Source organism: Ruegeria sp. HKCCD8929 (assembly GCF_013031405.1).
Lineage (GTDB): Bacteria > Pseudomonadota > Alphaproteobacteria > Rhodobacterales > Rhodobacteraceae > Ruegeria.
Genome location: NZ_WPZY01000100.1, coordinates 1 through 3943 on the forward strand (window position 1 = coordinate 1; position 3943 = coordinate 3943).

Consider the following 3943-nt stretch of genomic DNA (forward strand, 5'->3'; position numbering starts at 1 on the left):
TTTGGAGAAGATCAACGCGCTAGGCAACTGATCGCCGCTTTAGAACAGGGAGGGAAAACTGCCATGTCAAGTTTCATCCGGGGGTTTTCCCGCATAACAGAAGCGATTGCCGCCGGCATGCTGGCGGCAATTTTCGGAATTTTTCTTTTACAGATCCTTTTGCGGTACTTTTTCACACCTGCGGGCTGGACTCTGGAATTGATCGGCATCCTATGGGTTTGGGTGATTTTCTTTGCCTGTGCCTTCACGGTGCGCGAAGCCGATCATGTTCGCTTTGACATCATTTATCTTTCCGTTAGCCGGCGCACTCGCACAATCTTCGCACTTATTTCCGCTGCAGCGTTGGTAATCGGCATGCTGTATACGCTGTTGCCGACCTGGGACTACATCGAGTGGATGAAGATCCGTAAGACGACGACGGTCAAAAACCCGTTCACCGGAAACAAGATCCCGATGCGCGACGTCTTCTCGATCTACGCCGTTTTCATAGTTGCCGTGGCCGCGCGCTATGCGTGGATGTTTTTTGACATTTCCAAGAACGGGCCCCCCAAGACCGAACTCGAAATCGTGGTCGAAGCACTGCACGAAGAAGAAGCAGGCGCCGCAGAAGGGGACAAGAAATGAGCTTCGAACTGCTCTCTTTGCTGATGACACTGTTTCTGCTTGCAGGGATAGGCACACCGATCGGTTATTCGATCCTGCTGGCATCGGTCGTCTATCTCGGCGTTGCGGGGCTTGACGTGGCACTTGCCGGCGAAAAGATCCTGCAGGGGTTCTACAAGAGCACAATCCTGCTGGCTGTGCCGCTGTTCATCGTGGCCGCCAATATCATGAATGCCGGGTCGATCACCGACCGGCTTCTGAGTTTCTGCGTCGCCGCGGTGGGCCGGTTCAAGGGCGGTCTGGGGCATGTGAACGTGGTGGCATCGCTGATCTTCTCCGGCATGTCCGGGTCGGCGGTGGCCGACGCTGCGGGCATTGGCAAGATCATCATCGAGATGATGACCAAGGGCGACCGATATCCGCGCGGATATGCGGCAGCGATCACCGCCGCCTCGGCCACAATCGGCCCGATCATTCCGCCGTCAATTCCGATGGTGCTTTATGCGCTGGTGTCCAAGGCCTCCATCGGATCGCTGTTTCTGGCCGGCATCCTGCCCGGCCTGATCATGGGCGTCGTGCTGATGGCGATGAACACCTATCTGGCCGGCAAGCGCGACTTTGCCATCGAAGAGCCCATTCCGTTGCGCGAATTGCCCGCAAAGACGGCGAACGCCTTTCCCGCGTTGCTGATGCCCGCAATCCTGCTCTACGGCATCTATGGCGGTGTCACGACACCAACCGAAGCGGCGGCGGTCGCCGCCTTCTATGCGCTAATGCTGGCAGCGATGTTCTACCGTGCGATCTCGCTGGGTAAACTGTACCAGGTCTTTGTCGACAGTGCCCGGTCGTCCGCTGCCGTTGGCGTGGTTATCGGCGGTGCCTTCATCCTGAACTTCATCGTCATTCAGGAGCAGATACCCCAATCCATCTCGACGCTGCTTGAGGGCGCGGATGTCAGCCCCATCGTGTTCCTGATCCTGGTCAACATCCTGATCCTGGCACTGGGCTGTGTGCTGGACGCGACAACCATCATTCTGGTGATCGTTCCACTCTTCATCCCGACCTGCGAGGCGCTTGGCATCGATCTGGTGCATTTCGGAGTTCTGGTCGTCGTGAACTCGATGATCGGCCTGATAACGCCGCCCTATGGCATTCTGCTCTTTGTGATCAACGCGGTGACGGATATTCCGCTGCGCGAGATCATTTCTGAAGTCTGGGCCTTCCTGGCAGTGTTAATCATTGCGCTTATTGCGATGATGCTGATGCCTGACATGGTGCTGTGGCTGCCGAGGCTGTTGGGTTATCAGGGATAGGGACAATGTGCCTTTCGGTTTCGACGACTTCGATCCCGGGAAATCTGGCAGACAAGCTGAAGACCATTGCCGAGACCGGGTTCGATGGGGTTGAACTGCATGACCCCGATCTGACGGGCCATGACGGTGGGCCATCGCAGGTTCGTGCGCTGGTCGCCGATCTGGGGCTGAAGATCTGCCTGCTGCAGCCCTTTCACAATCTTGAGTGCCAGCCTGACGAGTTGCGTCAACGCGCCTTTGACAGGCTCGAGTTCAAGCTGGATCTGGTGCAGGAACTGGGAACCGACCTGCTGCTGGTGGGGGCTGCAACGGCTGTTGATGTGGCAGGGGGCGAAGACCGGACTATCGCCGATCTTGCCGAGGCGGCCGAGCGGGCCGGGCGCCGGGGTCTGCGTCTGGCCTATCTGGGCCTGCCATGGTCCGAACTGGTTCAGACCGATGAACAGGCGTTGCGCATTGTCGAGGCGGTCGACAGCCCGCATCTGGGGCTCGCCCTCAACTCCTTCTTCTCTCTCGCCGACGGGTCGAAACCGGCACGGTTGCGGGATGTGCCGGGCGACCGGCTGTTTCATGTTCAGTTGTCGGACGCGCCGCGGCTTGAGATGGATATCCGGCGCCTGAAGCGGCATTTCGGCCTTTTGCCCGGTCTGGGATCGCTCAACCTGGCTGGTTTCGTGCGGGTTCTTGCGCGGGCGGGCTATGCGGGGCCGTGGTCGGTGGCGCGGGTCAACGAAACGGCACCACAGCCGGGTGGTTTGACCATGGCGCGCGACAGCTACCGGGCGCTGGTCAACCTGCTGGACGAGGTTGCGCGCACCGAACCGGATATCGATTTCGGCATTCCGGATCTTCCCGAGCGGGTCCATGCCTCGGGCTTTGAGTTCATCGAGTTCACCGCGGATGAGGCGAGCGGTGCGCAGCTCTGCGATCTCCTGTCCGCCATGTGTTTCCGCATGGAGCGGCGGCATGTCAGCAAATCGGTCGAGCTGTGGCGGCAGGGCGCGATCAATATCGTGGTGAACACGGAAAAGGACGGGTTTGCGCATTCGGCCTTTCTGGGCCACGGGCCGTCGGTCTGCGATATGGGGCTGCGGGTCAGAGACGCGGTTCAGACCGTGACCCGTGCCACCGCGCTGGGCGCGCCGGATTTCTCACAGCCCGTAGGAACCGGCGAACTGGATATCCCGGCGATCCGGGGCGTGGGCGGGAATGTCGTGCATTTCATCGACGAGAAATCCGATCTGCACCGTGTCTGGGACATTGAGTTCGAACCGGTCAACACGGCCCGGGCAGTCCAACCTGCGGGCCTGCGTCGGATCGACCATCTGGCGCAGACCATGCGCCATGACGAGATGCAAAGCTGGCTGCTTTATTACATGTCGACCTTCGACATGGCGAAATCGCCCATCGTGAATGTGGCCGATCCCTCCGGCGTGGTGCAGAGCCAGGCGATCGAAAGCCCCGAAGGCGAGGTCCGGCTGAACCTGAACGGCGCCGTCGGGCGGCGCACGCTGGCGGCGTCCTTTCTGCAGGACGGGCTCGGCGCCGGGGTTCAGCATCTCGCGTTTTCAACCGACGAGATATTCGAGACCTCGGCGCAACTGGCCCGGTCGGGCTTTCCCCGTCTGATCATTGCCGGCAACTACTATGCCGATCTGCAGGCCGAGTTCGGTCTGGATGACGCGCTGGTGTCGCGACTACGGGACCACAACATCCTCTATGACTGGATTGCCGATAGCGCGTATTTTCAGATCTACAGCCGGCCGATTTTCAACGGCTTCTTCTTTGAGATTGTTGAGCGGCGCATGGGATATGCAGGCTATGGTGCACGCAACGCCTCGGTGCGGCTGGCAGCTCAGGTCGGCCAGCAGCATCCGGCGGAGGCGGGCACGGAATGACGATCACGGGGACGACTGACATGAACGAAGACGAACAGGCCATCCGGGAATGGTGGCGCACCTCGATCATTGACATGAAACCGGGCCACATCGCGTTTCGCGGGCATCCGGTCGAAGAATTGATCGGCA

General features: G+C 59.8%; 3 protein-coding genes. All 3 read left to right on the forward strand.

Going from position 1 to position 3943, the window contains the following annotated elements; translation table 11 throughout:
- A partial coding sequence (locus tag GOX53_RS28955; protein WP_371810459.1) for a TRAP transporter small permease occupies positions 1-624 on the forward strand: 624 nt, incomplete at its 5' end.
- On the forward strand, positions 621-1916 hold the full coding sequence (locus tag GOX53_RS28960; protein ID WP_171182342.1) for a TRAP transporter large permease: 1296 nt from the start codon (positions 621-623) through the stop codon (positions 1914-1916). The genes GOX53_RS28955 and GOX53_RS28960, both read left to right, overlap by 4 nt.
- Before the next feature lie 5 nt (positions 1917-1921).
- Positions 1922-3814 (forward strand): bifunctional sugar phosphate isomerase/epimerase/4-hydroxyphenylpyruvate dioxygenase family protein, encoded by a 1893-nt coding sequence (locus GOX53_RS28965; protein WP_171182343.1) that lies wholly within the window; start codon positions 1922-1924, stop codon positions 3812-3814.
- Positions 3815-3943 lie beyond the last annotated feature (129 nt).

What these genes read in the sequence shown, in the direction of transcription:
- GOX53_RS28960 (WP_171182342.1), top strand. Translation starts at nt 621, where the DNA reads ATGAGCTTCGAACTGCTCTCTTTGCTGATGACACTGTTTCTGCTTGCA.
- GOX53_RS28965 (WP_171182343.1), top strand. Translation starts at nt 1,922, where the DNA reads ATGTGCCTTTCGGTTTCGACGACTTCGATCCCGGGAAATCTGGCAGAC.